This is a genomic window from Kitasatospora sp. NPDC056446 (assembly GCF_042796115.1).
GTDB lineage: Bacteria > Actinomycetota > Actinomycetes > Streptomycetales > Streptomycetaceae > Kitasatospora.
The window spans coordinates 19,397-40,505 of the sequence record NZ_JBHTRF010000035.1 but is presented as its reverse complement, the minus strand read 5'-3'; the positions used below and the strand labels follow the sequence as shown (position 1 = coordinate 40,505).

The 21,109-nt window shown below is 72.2% G+C and carries 17 protein-coding genes and 2 tRNA genes; 13 read left to right on the top strand and 6 right to left on the bottom strand.

The window, feature by feature from the left end; translation table 11 throughout:
- The first annotated feature begins 61 nt into the window (after positions 1 to 61).
- The 4 genes from ACFQ6N_RS22235 to ACFQ6N_RS22220 all read left to right on the top strand — a co-directional run bounded on the left by ACFQ6N_RS22235 (position 62) and on the right by ACFQ6N_RS22220 (position 3,620).
- Complete coding sequence (locus tag ACFQ6N_RS22235; protein WP_380651555.1) at positions 62 to 661, top strand: biotin transporter BioY; 600 nt, start codon at positions 62 to 64, stop codon at positions 659 to 661.
- Positions 662 to 729: 68 nt separating this feature from the next.
- The gene (locus ACFQ6N_RS22230; RefSeq protein ID WP_380651552.1) at positions 730 to 1,215 is read left to right on the top strand and encodes a ribose-5-phosphate isomerase; all 486 of its coding nucleotides are present in this window, start codon (positions 730 to 732) and stop codon (positions 1,213 to 1,215) included.
- Between the two features lie 417 nt (positions 1,216 to 1,632).
- Positions 1,633 to 2,766: a PP2C family protein-serine/threonine phosphatase gene (locus ACFQ6N_RS22225; protein ID WP_380651549.1), complete on the top strand. Its 1,134-nt coding sequence runs from the start codon at positions 1,633 to 1,635 to the stop codon at positions 2,764 to 2,766.
- Between the two features lie 656 nt (positions 2,767 to 3,422).
- Entirely contained in the window at positions 3,423 to 3,620 is a 198-nt protein-coding gene (locus tag ACFQ6N_RS22220) for a hypothetical protein (protein WP_380651546.1), read from the top strand.
- Positions 3,621 to 3,653: 33 nt separating this feature from the next.
- Here the strand turns inward: ACFQ6N_RS22220 and ACFQ6N_RS22215 are convergent, their stop codons facing one another.
- Complete coding sequence (locus ACFQ6N_RS22215; RefSeq protein ID WP_380651543.1) at positions 3,654 to 4,445, bottom strand: DUF6348 family protein; 792 nt, start codon at positions 4,443 to 4,445, stop codon at positions 3,654 to 3,656.
- A 190-nt stretch (positions 4,446 to 4,635) separates the two neighbouring features.
- On the opposite strand from ACFQ6N_RS22215, the gene ACFQ6N_RS22210 reads away from it, so the two are divergent.
- Entirely contained in the window at positions 4,636 to 5,190 is a 555-nt protein-coding gene (locus ACFQ6N_RS22210; protein ID WP_380651540.1) for a hypothetical protein, read from the top strand.
- Between the two features lie 136 nt (positions 5,191 to 5,326).
- Here the strand turns inward: ACFQ6N_RS22210 and ACFQ6N_RS22205 are convergent.
- A tRNA-Gly gene (locus ACFQ6N_RS22205) sits at positions 5,327 to 5,397 on the bottom strand.
- A 169-nt stretch (positions 5,398 to 5,566) separates the two neighbouring features.
- Here ACFQ6N_RS22205 and ACFQ6N_RS22200 point away from each other — a divergent pair.
- From ACFQ6N_RS22200 to clpX, 5 genes are all read left to right on the top strand, one after another.
- Positions 5,567 to 5,640: transfer RNA gene (locus ACFQ6N_RS22200), tRNA-Pro, on the top strand.
- Between the two features lie 291 nt (positions 5,641 to 5,931).
- Entirely contained in the window at positions 5,932 to 7,329 is a 1,398-nt protein-coding gene (tig, locus tag ACFQ6N_RS22195; RefSeq protein ID WP_380651537.1) for a trigger factor, read from the top strand.
- 266 nt (positions 7,330 to 7,595) lie between these two features.
- On the top strand, positions 7,596 to 8,213 hold the full coding sequence (locus ACFQ6N_RS22190; RefSeq protein ID WP_380651648.1) for an ATP-dependent Clp protease proteolytic subunit: 618 nt from the start codon (positions 7,596 to 7,598) through the stop codon (positions 8,211 to 8,213).
- 56 nt (positions 8,214 to 8,269) lie between these two features.
- On the top strand, positions 8,270 to 8,932 hold the full coding sequence (locus ACFQ6N_RS22185; protein WP_380651534.1) for an ATP-dependent Clp protease proteolytic subunit: 663 nt from the start codon (positions 8,270 to 8,272) through the stop codon (positions 8,930 to 8,932).
- Positions 8,933 to 9,172: 240 nt separating this feature from the next.
- A complete protein-coding gene (clpX, locus tag ACFQ6N_RS22180) occupies positions 9,173 to 10,462 on the top strand; it encodes an ATP-dependent Clp protease ATP-binding subunit ClpX (RefSeq protein ID WP_380651531.1) in 1,290 nt (429 codons plus the stop codon).
- Positions 10,463 to 10,577: 115 nt separating this feature from the next.
- On the opposite strand, the gene ACFQ6N_RS22175 is transcribed toward clpX, so the two are convergent.
- A complete protein-coding gene (locus tag ACFQ6N_RS22175; RefSeq protein WP_380651529.1) occupies positions 10,578 to 11,426 on the bottom strand; it encodes a hypothetical protein in 849 nt (282 codons plus the stop codon).
- A gap of 196 nt (positions 11,427 to 11,622) precedes the next feature.
- Between ACFQ6N_RS22175 and ACFQ6N_RS22170 the strand changes: the two genes are divergently transcribed.
- Complete coding sequence (locus tag ACFQ6N_RS22170; RefSeq protein ID WP_380651526.1) at positions 11,623 to 14,262, top strand: valine--tRNA ligase; 2,640 nt, start codon at positions 11,623 to 11,625, stop codon at positions 14,260 to 14,262.
- 298 nt (positions 14,263 to 14,560) lie between these two features.
- Entirely contained in the window at positions 14,561 to 15,085 is a 525-nt protein-coding gene (locus tag ACFQ6N_RS22165; protein WP_380651522.1) for a hypothetical protein, read from the top strand.
- Positions 15,086 to 15,152: 67 nt separating this feature from the next.
- Here ACFQ6N_RS22165 and ACFQ6N_RS22160 read toward each other — a convergent pair whose 3' ends face one another.
- The 3 genes from ACFQ6N_RS22160 to ACFQ6N_RS22150 form a co-directional block, all read right to left on the bottom strand.
- Positions 15,153 to 16,703 (bottom strand): chitinase, encoded by a 1,551-nt coding sequence (locus ACFQ6N_RS22160; protein WP_380651519.1) that lies wholly within the window; start codon positions 16,701 to 16,703, stop codon positions 15,153 to 15,155.
- A gap of 171 nt (positions 16,704 to 16,874) precedes the next feature.
- A complete protein-coding gene (wecB, locus tag ACFQ6N_RS22155) occupies positions 16,875 to 18,020 on the bottom strand; it encodes a non-hydrolyzing UDP-N-acetylglucosamine 2-epimerase (RefSeq protein WP_380651517.1) in 1,146 nt (381 codons plus the stop codon).
- 65 nt (positions 18,021 to 18,085) lie between these two features.
- Positions 18,086 to 19,519 carry a glycosyltransferase gene (locus tag ACFQ6N_RS22150; RefSeq protein WP_380651514.1) on the bottom strand — a complete coding sequence of 478 codons (1,434 nt, stop codon included), beginning with the start codon at positions 19,517 to 19,519 and terminating at the stop codon, positions 18,086 to 18,088.
- Positions 19,520 to 19,797: 278 nt separating this feature from the next.
- Here ACFQ6N_RS22150 and ACFQ6N_RS22145 point away from each other — a divergent pair, with 278 nt between their 5' ends.
- Entirely contained in the window at positions 19,798 to 21,108 is a 1,311-nt protein-coding gene (locus tag ACFQ6N_RS22145; protein ID WP_380651645.1) for a bifunctional folylpolyglutamate synthase/dihydrofolate synthase, read from the top strand.
- The last annotated feature ends 1 nt before the right edge of the window (position 21,109 follow it).

The following is a 21,109-nucleotide window of genomic DNA, read 5'->3' as shown; positions in this document are numbered from 1 at the left end:
GGTGGATCACCGCGTAGGTTCACAGGTGTTCACTCACCTGGACCCCCACGAGGAGCCCCCGATGGCCACTGCCACCACCCCGATACCGCGCCGCGCCGTCCTGGCCGACCTGCTGCCCGCCGCGTCCACCCGCCTCGGCGCCCAGGTCCGCGACCTGGCCCTGGTGGCCGGCGGCGCCGCGCTGACCGGCGCGGCCGCCCAGCTGTCGGTCGACATCCCCGGTTCGCCGGTGCCGGTCACCGGCCAGACCTTCGCCGCCCTGCTGGTCGGCACCGCGCTCGGCGCCCGCCGCGGCGTCGCCTCGCTCGCCCTCTACCTGCTCGCCGGCATGGCGGGCCTGCCCTGGTTCGCCGAGGGCACCTCCGGCTGGGCGATGCCCTCGTTCGGCTACGTGCTCGGCTTCGTCCTCGCCGCGGCCCTGACCGGCGCGCTGGCCCGCCGCGGCGCCGACCGCAGCCCGGTGAACACCGCCGTCACCATGGTCCTGGGCAGCCTCGCCATCTACGCCGTCGGCGTCCCGTACCTGGCCCTCTCGCTGCACGTGCCGCTCGCCCGCGCCGCCGAACTCGGCCTCTACCCGTACCTGGTCGGCGACGCCCTCAAGGCCGCCTTCGCGGCCGGCGCCCTGCCGCTGGCCTGGAAGCTCCTCGGCCGACGCTAGCCGACCCCGGCCCCGAACCCCGGCCCCCGTTGTCGGGCCCGGGCGCACCCGCATGCCACACTCATGGCATGCGCGTGTACCTGGGCTCCGACCATGCCGGATACGAACTCAAGAACCACCTCGTGGAGTGGCTGAAGGAGGCCGGCCACGAGCCGGTCGACTGCGGGCCGCACATCTACGACGCCGAGGACGACTACCCGCCGTTCTGCCTGCGCGCCGCCGAGCGCACCGCCGCCGACCCGGAGGCGCTGGGCATCGTGATCGGCGGCTCGGGCAACGGCGAGGCGATCGCCGCCAACAAGGTCAAGGGCGTCCGGGCCGCACTGGCCTGGAGCACGCAGACCGCCGAGCTCGGCCGTCAGCACAACAACGCCAACGTGATCTCCATCGGCGGCCGGATGCACACGGAGGAGGAGGCCACCAAGTTCGTCGAGGTCTTCCTCGCCACCCCGTACAGCGGCGAGCCCCGGCACACCCGCCGGATCGAGATGCTCAGCGAGTACGAGACCACCGGCGAACTCCCGCCGATCCCGGCCCACCACCCCCAGGGCTGATCCCGCCACCCACCCTCACCCACGGCCGGTCGCACGCTCGCGTGCGGCCGGCCGCCGCCGTCCCCGGACACCCCGTACGGCCCCGGACACCCCGCACGGCCCCGCCCGCCCTGTGGGATCGGCCACAGGCCCCGGCGCGCGGGCATCACCGCACGCGGGGCGTGTACGCCGCCCCGCCCGGCCCGTACGCCCAACCGGCGCACGCCTCCTGACGACGTGCCCGCGAACGCCCCGATCGGCCGAAACCCGCCGAGCGCCCCGCACCCCGGCGCCCCCGCCCGCGTCCGAGCCGTCGACGCCGGGCCGTACCCGTGGATAGGGTCGGTCCCCATGGCTGGCAGACCGCCGGGCTCACCGCCCCAGACGACTGCGACGAGGCCCGGCGCCGCCCCGGCGTCCGACCCCGTGACGGCCCGGTTGCGCAAGAGGCTCCGCCGGGTCCGCCGAAGGCTGCGCACGGCCGGGGTGGACTACTTCCGCGGCGGCGCCGCCGACTGGCCGGTGCTCTGCGCCCTCGCCCTGCTGGTGCCGCTGCTGATCCTGCTGAACATCTGGCTGCCCGACTGGGCCCCGCCCACCTCCCTGGTCCTGCCGATCCTGGCCGGCGCGCTGCTGCTGCGCCCCGGCAGCCTGGTGGTGCTCTACGCGCTGGCCGCGCTCGGCCTGTCCGCCGAGTCCGTGATCCACACCGGACAGCGGGTCGCCAGCGACAACCCGGAGGCCTACCTCTACGGCGTGACCCCGGGCGCGGCCCTGGTGGTCGGCGCCGCCGGGGTGGGCGGCCTGCTGCTGGCCCAGTTCCGGGCCCGGGTGGGCGTGCCCTGGTGGGGCGGCTCCACCATGCTCTTCGACCTGCGCGAGCGCCTGCGGGTGCAGAGCCGGGTGCCCGCGCTGCCGGAGGGCTGGCACGCGGACATGGCGCTGCGCCCGGCCGGCGGGCAGTCCTTCTCCGGCGACTTCGTGGTCGCCGCCCGGACCGGTCCCGCCCAGCGGCTGCTGGAGGTGGTCCTCGCGGACGTCTCCGGCAAGGGCATGGACGCCGGCTCCCGCGCGCTGCTGCTCTCCGGCGCCTTCGGCGGCCTGGTCGGCTCGCTGCCCGCGCACGACTTCCTGCCCGCCGCCAACGGCTACCTGCTGCGCCAGTCCTGGGAGGAGGGCTTCGCCACCGCCGTCCACCTGGTGCTGGACCTGGACACCGGCGAGTACGAGCTGCTGTCGGCCGGGCACCTGCCGGGCATGCAGCGCCTCGCGGGCGCCGGCCGCTGGGAGGTCAAGGAGGCCGAGGGCCCGCTGCTGGGGATCTACGACGGCGCCAAGTTCGAGGGCGTGCGCGGCCGGCTGAACCGGGGCGACGTCCTGATGCTGTGCACCGACGGCATGGTGGAGGCCCCCGGACGGGACCTCACGGAGGGCATGGACCGGCTGATGGGCGAGGCGGACCGGCTGGTGCCCGGCGGGGGCGCGGGCGCGGGGGCCGCGGCGGCGCTGATCGAGACGGTGGCCCGGGACATCAACGACGACCGCGCGGTGCTGCTGCTCTGGCGCGACTGAGCCCGGCCGAGCCGGACCGGGGACCAGGCCTGACCGGGCCCGACCGGGCGCGGCTGCGCGGGAGTCGGCCGTGCGGGACCGCGCGGGACCGCCGTGGTGGCGGGCGCGAGCGCACGCGACCGGGCGTGCGGCGCCGGACGCGATGCGGGCCGTGACCGGCCCGGCCGGCGGCCGTCCGGCGGGTGGCCCGTCCGGCACATGCCGCAGGCACCAACTGTCAAGCCTGGCAGCTGATCTTCGGCCAAATCGGACGGCCCGTCGACTGACCGGACCAGCGGCTTCCGTTCCCCGGCCCCGACCGCTTCCCGGCCGCTCAGCCCGGCCCCGCCGACGATTCGTCAGTGCGGCTCGGCTATCGTCCCGGTCGGCGGAAACTCGTCTCGCATCGCAGGATATCGGCGTTGGGCTGACTGTCAGACCTTTACGCAATCGGCACGGTCGACCACACTGAGTCCGGGCGGGACTGTTCAGGATTCGGGGGATAGGGGGCGTCACGTGCGGCACGACAGACAGCGGTCGACCGTGGGCTCCCTCACCGGCGGTGTGTCGGACGGTCCGCGATTCCGCCTCGGGACCGTCGGAGTCGCCGGGGTCCGGCTTTCGCTGGTGTCGCCGGGTGGTGGCACCCCGCTATGAAAACGAGGAAGTGAGTCCGGGTGGCACTCTCCGTCTCCGCGCTGGTCCTGTTCGCGATCCTGTGCATCATCTTCATCCGCAACAAGCAGCTGAAGATCCCGCAGGCGATCGTCGCCGCCCTGTTCGGCTTCATGCTGCACGAGACCACGGTCGCGACCTCGATCAACTCCTTGCTGGCCAACCTGGCGCACAGCATCTCCAGCATCACCGGAGGCTGAACCGGCCGGGCCGTCCGCGCCCCCGGCCAGGGGTCACCGGCCGGCCCGTCTGGCCTCCCGCCAGCGAGCGAACAGTCCCCGGGGGCGTGCCGCCGCCGGGGCCGGGAGGCGCATCGGCGCGGGTGCCTGGGCACCCGTCGGCGCGCCCTCCTCCGGCGTTGCCCGATCGGCCGTCAGCAGGACGAACAGCCGTGCCCAGCACAGCCGTTCGCCGCGCGGCCAGTCCAGCGCGCGCAGTGCCGCCGAAGCCGCCTCCGAGACCTCGCCGCCCACCCGGACCTCGGCGACGTCGTCCCCCGCCTTCCCGCCCAGGAAGAGCTTCACCCCGACCGGTCCGGGCCCCGTCAACTCCGGTCGCAGCGCGGGCAGCAGCGCCGGCAGCACCCGGTTCTCGGCGAGCCAGCCCGCCAGCCGCTCGTTGCCGAAGCCGAACACCGCCGCGGGCCCCTGGACGGCGCGCCAGCCCGGGAGTTCGGGCAGGTCCGCGTGGTCGGCGTGCACCCCGCGGCCCTCCGCGAGCTCCACCAGCACCGAGGCGGTGGTGGTCGCCCACATCTTCACCGCGTTGGCGAGCTTCTCCTCCTCGGTCTTCCCGAGGCCGGCCGCGCAGTCCCACACCACCGGAGCGTCCGCCCGGCCGAGCCGGAGCACGAAGCCGAGGTCGACGTGACCGGCGCCGTCGTCGCCGGGGTGGTCGCGCACCGCCACCGCCGTGGTCCCCGGGCCGCGCACCACGTCGCCGTCCGGGCGGAACACCTGGCCCAGCCGTGCCATCTCCCGGACCACGCAGCGCTGTATGACGGCCAGTCGCTCCTGCGGATGCACCGGGACTCCTCCACGTGGGGAGCGCGGCGGCGGGGCCCGCGCTCGAACTGCGCTCGAACGCCGCCGAGGCTATCGGCCCGGCACCCAAGCGGGAAACCATCCGGGCATCCCGGCCCTCCGGTCGCGGAAATGTCCTGAATGCACCACTTTGGGCAGCGGAACCTGAAGGCCGTCCGCCCGGAGGACCCGCATGCCCCGCACCACCGCCCCGCCGCCCCCTCCGCTGTCGGCCCGGCCGCTGCCGGTCCGCCCGGAGGTCTCGGGCCTGGTCGCCGAGATCGAGGCCTACCTCGCCTCGCTGCCCGCCCCCGCCCGCACCCCCGGGCCCTACGTCTGCCCGTACGGCAGCACCCCGCGCCCCTGGCAGGCCGGCCACCCCGAGCCCCGGGCCACCCTGCTCGACCGGGCGCTGCGCCGCCCGGCCCGCCCCGTCCCGGTCAGCGCGGCCGACCACCTCCGGCTCGCCTCGCGCTACATCGGCGCCCACGGCTGGCTGCAGGGCGCGATGTGGGACCAGGCCGGCCGGGTCTGCCTGCTCGGCGCCCAGGCCGCCGTGCTGGCGTACGGCTACGGCACCCCGGCCACCGTCCGCACCGGACGGGTGCAGCTGATGGAGGTGCTGCACGGCACCGGCCGCCCGGCGCGCTCCCCGGACGAGTTCAACGACCGCCCGGGCACCCGGGAGGGCGACATCCACCTGCTGCTCGCCCGGGCCGCCGCCCGGGCCGCCAGGCTCGGGCTCTGAGCCGGGCCCGGGGCGCCCCGGGGTGCCCAGGTAGCCCCGGGGCGCCCGGAACCCGGAAATCCCCGGAAAACTCCGGAAATCCCCGGAAACGCAGCCGGCCCCGGCACGCTGAGCGCGTGCCGGGGCCGGACGAAAGAGCGGGCGACGAGAATCGAACTCGCGTGACTAGTTTGGAAGACTAGGGCTCTACCATTGAGCTACGCCCGCACGATCCCCCAGCCGTGACCGGCCGGAAGTTCGGGGGACAGCCTACCTGGTCCGGCGGCCCGTGTGCACACCGCGTTTCCGCGCACCCCTCCTCCGCGCCCGCCCCGCGCCCGCGCGCAATGGTCGGTGAGCCGAACAGGCCCGGCGTGTACGCTTCCTCTCGGCACCACGGGGTGTGGCGCAGTTTGGTAGCGCGTCCGCTTTGGGAGCGGAAGGCCGTCGGTTCGAATCCGGTCACCCCGACAGTGCGGCAGGGTCTCGCCCACCGGGGCGGGGCCCTGTTCTGTTGGGGGTACGGTTGCGCCTGGCGTCCGCCTTTCGTGGTACCGGTAGGATGGGGCGCTGGCGGTAGTCCCTGCGGTGTCAACCCAGGTCGACCGCACGAGGGCGAGGAGTCAAGCTCACCGTCCACCCCACGGGAGATGCAGCTCCAACCGCCCATCGCCCGTCTCGTCCGACCCACTCGTACGGCTCCGGCCGGGCGGCGGGGCCGGGCGGAGACAACCTGACCGCAAGCCCCTAGGAGACCTAACCGTGAAGAGCGCCGTCGAGACTCTGAACCCGACCCGGGTTCGACTCACCGTCGAGGTGCCCTTCGAGGAGCTCAAGCCCAGCCTCGACGCGGCGTACAAGAAGATCAACCAGCAGGTCACGGTTCCGGGCTTCCGCAAGGGCAAGATCCCGGCTCGCGTCATCGACCAGCGCTTCGGCCGTGGCGCCGTGCTGGAGGAGGCTGTCAACGACGCCCTGCCGCGCTTCTACACGCAGGCCGTCGACGAGGGCAAGATCGAGGTCCTCGGCCAGCCCGACATCACGAACATCGAGGGTGTCGAGACCATCGCCGATGGCGGTGACCTGAAGTTCACCGCCGAGGTGGACATCCGTCCCGAGATCACCCTGCCGGAGTTCTCCTCCATCGAGGTGACCGTCGACCCGATCGTCGTCACCGACGAGGACGTCGACAAGTCGCTGGAGCAGCTGCGCGAGCGCTTCTCGTCCGTCAAGGACGTCGAGCGCGCCGCGGCCGCCGGCGACATCGTCGTCGTGGACCTGGAGGCCAAGGTCGACGGTGAGGTGCCGGAGGACGGCACCGCCACCGGCGTGAGCTACGAGATCGGCTCGGGCCGTCTGATCGACGGCATCGACGAGGCCGTCGTCGGCCTGTCGGCCGGCGAGGTCAAGACCTTCGAGACCGAGCTCAAGGGTGGCACCCAGGCGGGCAAGACCTCCGAGGTCACCGTCACCGTCACCGCCGTCCAGGAGAAGGAGCTGCCGGAGCTGGACGACGAGTTCGCCCAGCTCGCGAGCGAGTTCGACACCCTGGAGGACCTGCGCGCCGACTCCCGCAAGCGCCTGGAGCGCATGAAGGAGTACGACCAGGCCACCCAGGCCCAGGAGAAGGTGCTGGACGCCCTCCTCGCGCTGGTTGACATCGAGTACCCCGAGAAGCTCCTCAAGGACGAGGTCGAGACCCGCAAGCACAACGTCGAGCACCACCAGCTGGAGCCGATGGGTCTGAACATCGACGCCTACCTGGAGACCCAGGGCAAGACCCGCGAGGAGTGGGACGCGGAGATCGAGGACCAGGCGAAGAAGGGCATCAAGACCCAGTTCGTCCTGGACCAGATCGTCGCCGACGAGGAGCTGGGTGTTAACCAGGAGGAGCTGACCGAGCACCTCATCCGCCGCGCCGCCGGCTCGGGCCTCACCCCGGACCAGTTCGCGCAGCAGGTCGTCCAGGGTGGCCAGGTGCCGCTGCTGGTCGGCGAGGTCGCCCGCGGCAAGGCGCTGGCCACCGTGGTCGAGGCCGCCAAGGTCGTCGACACCGAGGGCAACGAGGTCAACTTCGACGATGAGGACGAGACGGCCGAGACCGTTGAGGCCGCCGCCGTCGAGGCCGCCGAGGCCGCCGAGGAGAAGACCGAGGCCTGAGCCCCGGTAACCCCCTGAGGCACGCAACGGGCCCGGACGCCGCAAGGTGTCCGGGCCCGTCGTCGTCCCGTCTCCGGGCGCCGCGACCCTGCGCTCACAGCGAACAGTTCTGCGTGAGGGATTCTGCGGCCGGGCCTGCGCGTTAGGGTCCTTGGACAGCGGCTGTCACGACGTGGTAGCCGAAAGCTGTGCGACATCGTGACGGCCGTGGATCGACCGTCGAAACCGACTGAGCAGGTGGCTAAGTGACGTTCCCGCAGATGCAGATGCCTGGCTTGATGGCGCCGCACGCCGCCTCCGGCGACGTGCTCGGCGGCCTTGGCGACCAGGTCTACAACCGGCTGCTCAACGAGCGGATCATCTTCCTCGGCCAGCAGGTCGACGACGACATCGCGAACAAGATCACCGCGCAGCTGCTGCTGCTGGCCGCGGACCCGGACAAGGACATCTTCCTCTACATCAACTCCCCCGGCGGCTCGATCTCGGCCGGCATGGCGATCTACGACACCATGCAGTACATCAAGAACGACGTCGTCACCATCGCGATGGGCATGGCCGCCTCGATGGGCCAGTTCCTGCTGACCGCCGGCGCCAAGGGCAAGCGCTTCTCGCTGCCGAACGCCAACATCCTGATGCACCAGCCCTCCGCGGGCCTCGGCGGCTCCGCCACCGACATCCGCATCCAGGCCGAGCAGCTCCTGCGCACCAAGAAGCGGATGTCCGAGCTGATCGCCTTCCACAGCGGCCAGTCCTTCGAGCAGATCACCAAGGACTCCGACCGCGACCGCTGGTTCACGCCGGAGGAGGCCCTGGAGTACGGCCTGATCGACGCGATCATGCACAGCGCCGCGGACGTCCCCGGCGGCGGCGGCACGGGCGCCTGAGCCTCGGCCCGGCCCACGAGACCACAGCCCCAACGCCCCGGAGGACAAGAACCCCCATGAACATCCCCAGCCTGTCGGCCGCCCAGGCCCGCGTCGAGGACATGCGCGCCGAGGGCCGCTACATCGTCCCGCGCTTCGTCGAGCGCACCACGCAGGGCATCCGCGAGTACGACCCGTACGCCAAGCTGTTCGAGGAGCGCATCATCTTCCTCGGCTCGCAGGTCGACGACGTCTCGGCGAACGACATCATGGCGCAGCTGCTGTGCCTGGAGTCGATGGACCCGGACCGCGAGATCCAGATGTACATCAACTCGCCCGGCGGCTCGTTCACGGCCCTCACGGCCATCTACGACACCATGCAGTACGTGAAGCCGGACATCACCACGGTCTGCATGGGCCAGGCGGCCTCCGCCGCGGCCGTGCTGCTCGCCGCCGGCACCCCCGGCAAGCGGATGGCGCTGCCGAACGCCCGGATCCTGATCCACCAGCCGTACACCGAGACCGGCCGCGGCCAGGTGTCCGACCTGGAGATCCAGGCCAAGGAGATCTTCCGGATGCGCGAGCAGCTGGAGGAGATGCTCTCCAAGCACTCCAACAAGCCGGTGGAGCAGGTGCGCGAGGACATCGAGCGCGACAAGATCCTCACCGCCGAGGAGGCCCTGGAGTACGGCCTGATCGACCAGATCATCTCCACCCGCAAGACCTCGCTGACCTCCTGAGGCCGGCTCCCTCCTCCCCGCCGTCCGGCGGGCGGGGAGCGGCCGTCGGGGCGGGTCCGTGCCACGGCATCTGTTCGGTATCAATTCGCCCAGGGCGTAGGGCAGACCTGGCGAAGAGGACGGAATCACGGGCCCGGCAGAGTACCGTCGGATAGCGAGACCGAGCGCCGTCGGCGTTGACGGTCCACAGCACCAGGCCCCGGAACCCCTGCGGGGCCCCTGGCGAAGGGGAAGCACCTCGTGGCACGCATCGGAGACGGTGGCGACCTGCTCAAGTGCTCGTTCTGCGGTAAGTCGCAGAAGCAGGTGAAGAAGCTGATCGCCGGCCCAGGCGTGTACATCTGCGACGAGTGCATCGACCTGTGCAACGAGATCATCGAGGAGGAACTCGCCGAGACCTCCGAGGTCCGCTTCGAGGAGCTCCCGAAGCCCCGCGAGATCTACGAGTTCCTCGACCAGTACGTGGTCGGCCAGGACCTCGCCAAGAAGTCGCTGTCGGTGGCCGTCTACAACCACTACAAGCGCGTCCAGGCAGGCGAGGCGGGCCGCAGCGGGGGCAACGGCCGCGAGGACGCCATCGAGCTGGCCAAGTCCAACATCCTGCTGCTGGGCCCCACCGGCTCGGGCAAGACGCTGCTGGCGCAGACCCTGGCCCGGATGCTCAACGTGCCGTTCGCGATCGCCGACGCCACCGCGCTGACCGAGGCCGGCTACGTCGGCGAGGACGTCGAGAACATCCTGCTCAAGCTGATCCAGGCGGCCGACTACGACGTCAAGAAGGCCGAGACCGGGATCATCTACATCGACGAGATCGACAAGGTCGCCCGCAAGAGCGAGAACCCGTCGATCACCCGGGACGTCTCCGGCGAGGGCGTGCAGCAGGCCCTGCTGAAGATCCTGGAGGGCACCACCGCGTCGGTGCCGCCGCAGGGCGGGCGAAAGCACCCGCACCAGGAGTTCATCCAGATCGACACCACCAACGTGCTGTTCATCGTCGGCGGGGCGTTCGCCGGCCTGGAGCGGATCATCGAGGGCCGCGCGGGTGCCAAGGGCATCGGCTTCGGCGCCAACATCCGCTCCAAGCGGGAGGCGGACGCCAGCGACCACTTCCGCCAGGTGATGCCCGAGGACCTGGTGAAGTTCGGCATGATCCCCGAGTTCATCGGTCGTCTGCCGGTCATCACCAGCGTGCACAACCTGGACCGCGAGGCGCTGCTGCAGATCCTCACCGAGCCGCGGAACGCGCTGGTCAAGCAGTACCGCAAGCTCTTCGAACTGGACGGCGTGGAGCTGGAGTTCTCCCGGGACGCGCTGGAGGCGATCGCCGACCAGGCGATCCTGCGCGGCACCGGCGCGCGCGGGCTGCGGGCCATCATGGAGGAGGTGCTGATGTCCGTGATGTACGAGGTCCCCTCGCGTCAGGACGTCGCCCGCGTGGTGGTCACCGGAGACGTGGTGTCCAAGCACGCCATCCCCACCCTGGTCCCGCGCGACATGATCAAGCGCGAGCGCCGCGACAAGAGCGCCTGACTCGACGGCGGTCACGCGGACCCGCACGGAGTCACGCGCCGTCAGACGACGTCATACGAAGGGGCCCCGCACCGGATCCGATCCGGTGCGGGGCCCCTTCGCATGACGGCGGGCGCTACTTGGTGACCTTCATGGCGTCCCGGATCTCCCGGGTGCTCTCGGCGGCCTGGGCCGGGGTGAGCGCCGACTTGCCGCCCCCGCTCAGGCTGACCTTGGTGAAGGTCACGCGGGCGTAGGTCGACTTGTCGGCCCAGATGCAGACCGTGGACTGGGTCTTGCCGGACAGCATCGAGTAGACGCCGCAGGCGAGCCGGCCCGAGGAACTGTGGCTGTCCTGGGCCGGGAAGTCCGTCAGCGGCGAGGCCCAGGTGAGCCCCTCCCCGCCCTTCTTGGACTCCTCGATGATCTGGTCGGGGTTGTTGATCGTCCCGTACAGGCCGGCCACCGAGAGACCGTCCGTCGGGTCGGCGCTCTTGCTGTAGCTCGCGACGACGACGGTCAGGTTGCTGCCGTACTTCTCGGCGTCCTTCGCGTCGGACTTGGACGGGTCGACCGCCTCCTCCTTGGCCGACTTCTGGGTGTAGCCGTCCGGGAGGCTCTGCGGGGTGGAGATCTTGTAGCTGCCGCCCGCGTCGCTGCCGCCGAGGTACTTCCAGGCGGCGAAACCGCCGCCGCCCAGCACCAGCGCGCCGATCACCAGGCCGATGACCAGGCCGCCCTTGCCCTTCGGCGGCGGCGCGACCGGGTAGCCGGGCTGCCCGTACGGCGCCTGCGGCGGCACACCGTAGGGCTGCTGGGGCGGCGCGCCGTACTGGGGCTGGGGCGCGCCGTACTGGGGCTGCTGGGGCTGGCCGTAGGGGGGCTGCGGGGCGCCGTAGGGCTGCTGGGGCGGCTGGCCGTACGGCGGCTGGCCCCCGTACGGCTGCGGCTGGCCCTGCGGATACTGCTGTCCCTGGCCGTACATGTGAGTCTGTGCTCCCCCGCCGCGCCCGCGGCCTGTCTCGGTGTGGAGTCGATCCCTGCCCGTCCGGCCCAATGAACCGGACGAGTGTTCGCGCACGCTACCGCACGGCGCCCGGCAGGGGCCCGTCCGGGCGGGGCGGGCCCCCGGACCGAAAGCGGTTCGTGACCAGCCCCCCTGGTTACGTAAACTGTGCGTCGTGACCGACACGACGAACCAGCGCCCCGTGAGCACCTTTGCCGGGGACGAAGCCGCGACTCTCCCGACGACCTACACCCCCGCGGACGTAGAGGGCGAGCTGTACGAGCGCTGGGTGGAGCGTGGGTACTTCACGGCGGACGCGAAGAGCGACAAGCCGCCGTACACCATCGTCATCCCGCCGCCGAACGTCACCGGCGCGCTGCACCTGGGCCACGCCTTCCAGCACACGCTGATGGACGCGCTGACCCGCCGCAAGCGCATGCAGGGCTTCGAGACGCTCTGGCTGCCCGGCATGGACCACGCCGGCATCGCCACCCAGAACAAGGTCGAGCAGCAGCTCGCCGAGGCCGGCCTGTCCCGGCACGACCTGGGCCGCGAGGCCTTCGTCGAGAAGGTCTGGGAGTGGAAGAAGAACTACGGCGGCCGGATCCTCGGCCAGATGCGCCGCCTCGGCGACGGCGTGGACTGGTCGCGTGAGCGCTTCACCATGGACGAGGGCCTGTCCCAGGCCGTCCAGACCATCTTCAAGCGGCTCTTCGACGACGGCCTGATCTACCGCGCCGAGCGCATCATCAACTGGTGCCCGCGCTGCCTCACCGCGCTGTCCGACATCGAGGTCGAGCACGAGGAGGTGCCGGGCGAGCTGGTCTCGATCCGCTACGGCGAGGGCGACGACTCGATCGTCGTCGCCACCACCCGGGCCGAGACCATGCTGGGCGACACCGCCGTGGCCGTCCACCCCGAGGACGAGCGGTACCGGCACCTGATCGGCCGGACCATCAAGCTGCCGCTGACCGACCGCGAGATCCCGGTCGTCGCGGACGAGCACGTCGACCCGGAGTTCGGCACCGGCGCCGTCAAGGTGACGCCCGCGCACGACCCGAACGACTTCGCGATCGGCCAGCGCCACGGCCTGCCCAACCTGACCGTCATGGACGACCGCGGTGCGATCACCGTGCACGGCCCGTTCCTCGGCATGGACCGGCTGGAGGCCCGCTCGGCCGTCGTCGGCGCGCTGCGCGAGCAGGGCCGGATCGTCGCCGAGAAGCGCCCGTACATGCACGCCGTCGGCCACTGCTCGCGCTGCCACACCGTGGTGGAGCCGCGGCTGTCGCTGCAGTGGTGGGTCAAGGTCGAGCCGCTGGCGAAGGCCGCCGGCGACGCCGTCCGCGACGGCAAGGTGGAGATCCACCCGAAGGAGCTGGAGCGCCGCTACTTCGACTGGGTCGACAACATGTACGACTGGTGCATCTCGCGCCAGCTCTGGTGGGGCCACCGGATCCCGGTCTGGTACGGCCCCGACGGCGAGGTCGTCTGCGTCGGCCCCGACGAGCAGCCGCCGACCGGCGAGGGCTGGCACCAGGACCCGGACGTCCTGGACACCTGGTTCTCCTCCGGCCTGTGGCCGTTCTCCACGCTCGGCTGGCCGGAGCGGACCCCGGACCTGGAGAAGTTCTACCCGACCGACGTCCTGGTCACCGGCCACGACATCATCTTCTTCTGGGTCGCCCGGATGATGATGTTCGGCCTGTACGCGATGGACGGCGAGGCGCCGTTCAAGACCGTCGCCCTCACCGGCCTGGTGCGCGACGAGTTCGGCAAGAAGATGTCGAAGTCCTCCGGCACCGCCGTGGACCCGCTGGACTGGATGGACGCCTACGGCGCCGACGCGGTCCGCTTCACCCTGGCCCGCGGCGCCAACCCCGGCGCCGACGTGCCGATCGGCGAGGACTGGGTCAAGGGCGCGCGCAACTTCTGCAACAAGATCTGGAACGCGACCCGCTTCGCGCTGATGAACGGCGCCACCGTCGAGGGCCCGCTGCCCGCGCCGGAGGAGCTGACCGCGGTCGACCGCTGGATCCTGTCGCGGCTGAACGCCACCGTCGCCGAGGTGGACGGGCTGTACGAGGGCTACGAGTTCGCCAAGAGCTCGGACGCGCTGTACCACTTCGCCTGGGACGAGGTCTTCGACTGGTACGTCGAGCTCTCCAAGACCACCCTGGCCAAGGGCGGCCCGCAGGCCGACGCCTCCCGCCGGGTGCTCGGCGAGGTCCTGGACGTCACGCTGCGCCTGCTGCACCCGGTCGTCCCGTTCGTCACCGAGGCGCTGTGGACCACGCTCACCGGCGCCGAGTCGCTGGTGGTCGCCGAGTGGCCGAAGGACAGCGGCTACCGTGACGCGGCCGCCGAGTCCGAGGTCGCCACGCTGCAGCAGGTGGTCACCGAGGTCCGCCGCTTCCGCTCGGACCAGGGCCTGCAGCCCGCGCAGCGCGTTCCGGCCCGGCTGGAGCTGGCCGGCACCGTGCTGCCGGTCCACGAGGACGCGATCCGCTCGCTGCTGCGGCTGACCGTCCCCGAGGAGGGCTTCGCGGCCACCGCCTCGCTGCCGGTCGCCGGCGCCACCGTCTCGCTGGACCTCTCCGGCACCATCGATGTCGCGGCGGAGCGCAAGCGCCTCGCCAAGGACCTCGCGGCCGCCGAGAAGGAGAAGGCCCAGACCACCGCCAAGCTCGGCAACGAGGCGTTCCTCGCCAAGGCGCCGGACGAGGTGGTCGCCAAGATCCGGGGCCGCCAGGAGGCCGCCGAGGCCGACATCGTCCGGATCACCGCCCAGCTCGCGGCGCTGCCGCAGGGCTGAGCCCGCACCGGCCCGTGAGGGGCCGCACTCCGCGACACGCGGGGTGCGGCCCCTCGGCGTTTTCCGGGTTCCCGCTCCGGGTCCGCTTTCGTTACGCCTAATAGCGCAGCAACATTGCTCCCTTCTGGCGAATATTCATCCTGGACCGGGTGAGGTCCTATTCCGAGCGAATTGATTCCGGTCTTGCCCGCGCGCGTTCGCGGAAGTTTTCAGGTCCGGTGTGTACGGTGTGCACGGAGTTTCCGAATGGGCGTTTCTGCTGAGCGTTCCAGCCGAGCGACGGACGGGAGGGCATGGCGTGGTGGTGACCGAGGAGTTGGCCGACGAACTGCCTGCCGAGGTGGTCGAGGAGGCCAAGGGCCGGGCGGCGACCCTGCTGCTCGCCTTCCGGCACGGGAACCAGCTCGCGTTCGACCACGAGCTGGACCTGCTGCTCGCCGAGCAGGCCGAGCGCGAGGTGACCACCCTGCTCGCCTGGATCGCAGCCGAGGCCGTCCGCAAGGCCTACGCCCCCGAGGTCGGTGACAAGGTGCTGCGGGCGCTGGCCCGGCGCGCCCCGGCCGACACCGGCGCGGTCGCGGTGGACGAGGAGAGCGCGAGCGCCGCCCGGCTGATCGAGGCGGTGGCGGCGGGCGAGGTGGCCGAGGTCCGCAGCCTGGTCGCCTCGACGGCCGACACCACCTTCCTGCTCGGCGGCCTGCTCCAGGGCGTCGCGATGATGCTGCCGCTGCTGCCCGAGGGCGAGCTGGCCGAGATCACCGCCGAGCTGCGCCGCCGGCACGGCGGCGCCGCGCACGTGCCGGAGGCCCGGGCCGGGGCCTGAGCCCGAGCCGGCGTCAGAGCCGGGGCTCCGGAAGGGCCTGCCGTAGCCGGCCCTTCCGCCCGGGCCGCTACGGCATGGCGTGCAGGTGCGCGCCGATGGTGCCGGAGACCGGATTGCCCGCCTTGGCGTCCCAGTTGGTGGACCAGGTCATCGCCCCGCCGATGCCGGGCCAGGTGGTGTCAGGCTTGTAGCTGCCGCAGTGGGTGCCGGTCGCCAGGCAGTCCAGCGCGTTGTTCACCGTGCCGGCGTCGACGTACCCGCCGCCCGCCGCGCTGGTCGAGGCCGGCACCCCGAGGCCGACCTGGTCGGGCCGCAGCCCGCCCTTGAGCTGGATGCAGGCCAGCGCGGTGAGGAAGTTCTCGGTGCCCTGCGAGTAGACGTTCCCGTCGCAGCCGTTCATCGCGCCGGAGTTGTAGTACTGCATGTTGACGATGGTGAGGATGTCCTTCACGGTCAGCGCCAGCTTGAAGTACTCCATGCCGGTCGACTGCATGTCGATGGTCTGCGGCGCCATGGTGAGGATGAATCCGCTGCCGGCCTGTGCTGCCAGGGCGTGCAGGGCCTGCCCCATGTAGGTGGAGCTGATGCCGTTCTCCAGGTCGATGTCGATCCCGTCGAAGCCGTAGCTCCGCATCAGTGCCCAGGCGGTGCTGGTGAAGGTCGCGGCCGAGGCGGAGTCGCCGACCCAGACCGTGCCGTTCTGGCCGCCGATCGAGAGCACCACCCGTTTGCCGGCCGCCCGCTTGGCCGCGATGTCGGCCTTGAACTGGGCGTCGGTGTAGCCGCCGAGGCGGGAGGAGAGGGCGGGGTCGAGGGTGAAGCTCAGCCCGCCGCGGGTGGCGGTGGCGTCGGCGAAGGAGACCGCGATGATGTCGTAGGCGTCGGGGACGTCGCTGATCCGCTGGACGGTGGCGCCGTTGTCGAAGTTCTGCCAGTAGCCGGTGAGGATGTGCTTGGGCAGGCCCGGGGGCTTGGTCGGGGTCCCGGTGGCGGTCGGGCTGCCGGTGCCGGTGGGGGAGGGGCTGCCGGTGTCCGTCGCGGTGGCCGTCGGGCTGGGGCTCGGGGAGGCGGTGGCGGTCGGGCTCGGGGACGGTCGGCCGCCGGGGCCGAGCAGCGAGACGTCGTCGGCGAGGAAGGCCGGCTGCCCGTACCAGCCGTGCAGGTAGACGGTGACGCTGGTGGTGCCCGGGCCGGTGGTGAAGCTCGTGCTGAGCTGGGTCCAGCCGGTGGAGGACGTCCAGCTGCTCGGGTCGGTGCCGCCGGTGCCGCGGGCGCCCAGGTAGACGTACGAGCCCTGTACCCAGGAGCTCAGCGTGTAGGCGGAGGAGGGCTTCACCGGGACGGTCTGGGTGCACTCGCCGGTGTCGCCCGCGCCCGGGGCGGACTGCAGGGCGTACCGGCCGGAGTGCGCGGTGGCGCTCTGGACGGTGCCGCCGGTGCAGCTCCAGCCGGACAGGTCCCCGGTCTCGAAGCCGCCGTTGGCGATCAGGTCGGTGTCGGCGGCATGGGCTCCGGTGCTGTCGGCGAGCACGAGTCCGCTCAGGCCGATGGCGACGGCGCTCGCTCCGGCGAGCAGGGAGTACAGGGCGCGCGGGCGCCGGTGTCGGGCAGGTGGCATGACTCCGTCTCCAGTGGGGGAGGCCCGGCGGCGCCGCGTGGGGGCGGTGCGCCGTCCGGGGTGTCGATGGTGCGCGTGCGGGAGCTACCGACGACTCAAGTCCACTTCGGGAAAGGGGACTTGCCTCACAAGGTGGAGTAGACCAATCCGGCTGTCAAGGGCGCCTGGGCGCTAGGCGGCCGCCGGCAGGGCCTGCTCACCGGCGGTGCCGGCGAGCGCGGCGGTCAGTGCGGCGATCCGGGCCGAGGCCAGGCCGTCGCCGTACGGGCTCGGGGTGGCCGCGAGCCGGGCGAGGCGCTCGGGGGTGTCGGAGAGCCAGTCGCGGGCCAGTGCGCCCAACTCCTCGCCCGGCCCGACCAGTGCGGCGAAGCCCGCCGCGACGGCCTCCGGGCGCTCGGTGGAGCGGCGCACCACCAGCAGCGGCCGGCCGAGCACGGTGCACTCCTCCTGCACGCCGCCGGAGTCGGAGACCAGCAGGGCCGCGTGGCTCGCCAGGCCCAGGAAGTCGGCGTAGCCGACCGGGCCGGTGACGGCCAGGTGCTCCAACAGGCCGTCCAGGCCGAAGCGTTCGACGGCGGAGCGGGTGCGCGGGTGCATCGGGAACAGCACCGGGGTGCCGGCCCGGGCGATCCGGTCCAGTTCGGCGAGCACGGCGCCGAGCGCCTCGGCGGTGTCGGTGTTCTCCGGGCGGTGCACGGTGGCCAGGACGTACCCGTCGGGGCGCAGCCCGTGCGCGGCGAGCAGCGCGGCGCGGGCGGCCCGGTCCGGCAGCCGGCGGCGGACCACCTCGACGACGGTGTTCCCGGTGAGCTCGATCCGCTCGTCGGCGAGGGCCTCGGCGCGCAGGTTGGCGACGTTGTCGTCGGTGGCGGCGCAGAGCAGGTCGGAGACGTGGTCGACCATCACCCGGTTGTGCTCCTCGGGCATCGCCCGGTCGAAGCTGCGCAGTCCGGCCTCGACGTGGACCAGCGGGATCTCCCGGGCGTTGGCGGCCAGGGCCCCGGCGAGGGTGGCGTTGGTGTCGCCCTGGACGACGACGGCGGCGGGGCGGTCCTCGGCGAAGGCGGCGTCCAGCTGGCCCAGGGACTGGGCGATCTGGCCGGCCCGGGGGCGGCCGCCGACGCCGGTGAGCAGTTCGGGCCGGGGGAGGTCGAGGTCGCGCAGGAAGCGGCCGGACATGGCCTCGTCCCAGTGCTGGCCGGTGTGCACCAGTCGGGTGGCGTCGCCGAGCTCGTGGATCAGCGGGGCGAGCTTGACCAGTTCGGGGCGGGTGCCGAGGACGACGGCGACGCTGGACGGGGGCAGGCAGGTGCTCATGACGGGACTCCGGTGACCGGCGGGGCGGGAGGGGCGGGGCGCGGCGGCGCGGGGGTGGCGGCGGCTCAGGATTCGAGCGCGGTGGGGGCGCCGAGGGCGACCTTCTCGGCGTTGCGGCGGGTCTTGGCCCAGCCGTTGCGCCCGAGCAGCATCCGGACGGCGGCCCGGGCGGCGACCACGAACAGGTGGTACGTGTAGAGCCAGACCAGCAGGCCCCAGAGCAGCCCGGTGAACCGGGAGCGGTCGGGGTGGACGGCCTTGCGGTAGGCGAAGCCCCAGAACACCATCGGCAGCGTGGCGAGCACGAAGGCCAGCAGCATCCACGGGCCGAACCTGAGCTGGAAGTCGGCGGTCTCGGCGGGGAAGAGCACCAGCCCGGCGGTGGTGATGCCGAGCGAGAGCGGGAAGAGCAGCACCAGCAGCACGCAGACCACGGGCTGCAGGAAGGTGTACATCACCTCGGCCTTGCCGGACCAGGTGTAGTGCGGGGAGCGCAGCACCCGGCCGGTGTAGCGCAGGCACTGCATGTTGCCCTGGGCCCAGCGGGTGCGCTGGGTGAGGAAGCGGCGCGGCGAGACCAGGCCCTCCTGGGAGACCTGGGTCTCGGTGACGTGGGTGAGCCGCCAGCCGGCCAGCCGCAGGTCCAGGCCGGACTCGTAGTCCTCCAGCAGCGCGCGCTCGGGCCAGGGGCGGCCGGCCCGGCCCTCCTCGGCGGTGAGCGAGTCGAGGGCGGTGAGCCGGACGAACTGGCCGTTGCCGCCGAGGCCGACGCTGCCGGTGCGGCGGCGCAGCAGCTGCATGCCGGCGTTGTTGGCCTGGAACTCGACGTCCTGCATCCGGACGAGCGCGCGGGCGAGGGCGTTGGCGACCCGGCCGCGGCCGGGCAGCGGGAGCTCGTCGTCGGCGTTGCGCATCCGGACGCCGATCTGGACGGCGCCGGTGTCGGGGCGGCCGAGGGCCTTGTCGTTGCAGACCCGGCCGAGGGTGCCCGGGTCGAGCCGGCCGTCGGCGTCGACCACGCCGATCACCACGCGGGAGCGGTCGGTGCCCTCGGGCAGCCAGGCGGAGATCTCCCGGTAGGCGGCGTTGAGGGCGGCGCCCTTGCCGATCCGGGCGTGCGGGCGGCGGCGCTGGACGAGGTGGACGCGCGGGTCGCGGTCGGCGGCGGCGAGCACGAGGTCGCGGGTGGCGTCCTCGCTGTCGTCGTCGATCACCCACAGGTGGGCCTCGGGCGCGGCGGCCCGCAGTCCGTCCAGGGTCTGGGTGACCACGGCCTCCTCGTCGCGGCAGGGGACCACCAGGTGCCACCGGAAGGCGGCGGGGTCGCCGGGCTCGGCGGGACGGTCGTGCCGGAAGGCGTGGCGGGAGCCGGCCCAGTACACGAGGAAGCGCCCGAAGACGAGCGCCATGTAGCCGACGAGGGCCAGGGAGATCAGTCCGGCGACCCAGACGATGGCGTCCTGGCGAAGCACGATCCAGTCGTGCAGGGCGTCGGGCATGGCGCGGTGCTCCTCGTCATCAAAGGCGGGCGGCTCCTGTCAGTTGCGAATCGATGCTTCATTGCGATTCAAGTTCGCTAAAAGGATAGTAAAGGGAGCAAACCGGCAGGTGTGGGGGAAGGCGGGGCAAAGTGGCCGTTCTCACCCCCGCCCTCACCCTGTGAGGACGGCCCGCCGCCGCTCCGTAGACTGTGGTCGTGAGCGACAAGGCCGACCCGAATCCGTACACCATCCGCCCCGCCGACGGTGGCACCGGCGACCCCCTGCGGGACGTCGAGATGGCACTCTCCGAGCGCTGGCCGGAGAACAAGCTGGAGCCCTCGCTCGACCGGATCGAGGCGCTGATGGACATCCTGGGCCAGCCCCAGCGGTCCTTCCCGTCCATCCACATCACCGGCACCAACGGCAAGACGTCCACCGCCCGGATGATCGAGCAGCTGCTCAACACCTTCGAGCTGCGCACCGGGCGCTACACCAGCCCGCACGTGGAGTCCGTCACCGAGCGGATCAGCCTGGACGGCGCCCCGATCAGCCCCGAGCGCTTCGTCGAGGTCTACCGCGACATCGAGCCCTACGTGCGGATGGTCGACGCGGCGCAGCCGGTGCCGATGTCCTTCTTCGAGGTGCTGACCGGGATGGCCTACGCCGCCTTCTCCGACGCCCCGGTGGACGTCGCCGTGGTCGAGGTCGGCATGGGCGGCTCGTGGGACGCCACCAACGTCATCGACGCCGGCGTCGCCGTGATCACCCCGATCGGGCTGGACCACACCGACAAGCTCGGCGAGACCACCGGCGAGATCGCCGGCGAGAAGTCAGGGATCATCAAGGCCGACGCCGTCGCCGTCGTCGCCCAGCAGCAGCTGGACGCCGCCCAGGTGATCCTGCGCCGCGCCGTCGAGGTGGAGGCCACGGTCGCCCGCGAGGGCATGGAGTTCGGCGTGATCCGCCGTGAACTCGCCGTCGGCGGCCAGCTGGTGACGCTGCGCGGGCTCGGCGGCGAGGAGTACGAGGACATCTTCATCCCGCTGCACGGCGAGTACCAGGCGCAGAACGCGGCGCTCGCCCTCGCCGCGGTCGAGGCCTTCTTCGGCGTCGGTGGCGCCCGCGGCGGACAGCTCGACGTGGACAAGATCCGCCAGGGCTTCTCCGGCGTCTCCTCGCCCGGCCGCCTGGAGGTCGTCCGCCGCAGCCCCACCATCCTCCTGGACGCCGCGCACAACCCGCACGGCGCCCGCGCCACCGTCGCCGCCCTCAACGAGTCCTTCGGCTTCACCCGGCTCGTCGGCGTGATCGGAACCTCCGGCGACAAGGACGTGGCCGGCGTGCTGGAGGCCTTCGAGCCGGTCCTGGCCGAGGTCGTCATCACCCAGAACTCCACCCACCGCGCGATGGACGTCGACGCGCTCGCCGCCCTGGCCGTCGAGGTCTTCGGCGAGGACCGCGTCCAGGTCGAGCCGCGGCTGGACGACGCCATCGCCGCCGCCGTCACCATCGCGGAGGAGGAGGGCGACCTCGGCGGCGCCGGGGTGCTGGTCACCGGTTCGGTCATCACGGTGGGCGAGGCCCGCCTGCTGCTCGGGAGGAAGTGAC